This window comes from Daejeonella sp. (assembly GCF_037719425.1).
In the GTDB taxonomy this organism is placed as follows: domain Bacteria; phylum Bacteroidota; class Bacteroidia; order Sphingobacteriales; family Sphingobacteriaceae; genus Daejeonella.
This window is the reverse complement of sequence record NZ_JBBJNI010000012.1, coordinates 47,939-48,177: the sequence shown is the minus strand read 5'-3', so window position 1 is coordinate 48,177 and position 239 is coordinate 47,939. Positions and strand designations below refer to the sequence as shown.

General features: G+C 44.8%; 1 protein-coding gene. It reads left to right on the top strand.

Annotated features, from left to right (window positions below; translation table 11 throughout):
• Positions 1-239: hypothetical protein (locus WKF69_RS03105; protein WP_340379446.1), on the top strand; the 239-nt coding region annotated here is incomplete at both ends.

Here is a 239-nt window from a genome sequence, read left to right as displayed (position 1 = left end):
TAGATACCCCGGAAAAAAGAAAGGAATTAATAGAACTACTTTCCAGTCAGAAATGCATATGCTTCGACACCGAAACAACCTGTTTAGATGCGAATGACTGCGAACTGGTCGGCTTATCTTTCAGTATCAAACCGGGCGAGGCATGGTATGTGCCCTTATCTGCAGATCAGGCGGAATGTCAAACCTGCGTGGATGATTTTAAAGCTGTTTTCGAAAACCCATCCATCGATAAGGTGGGC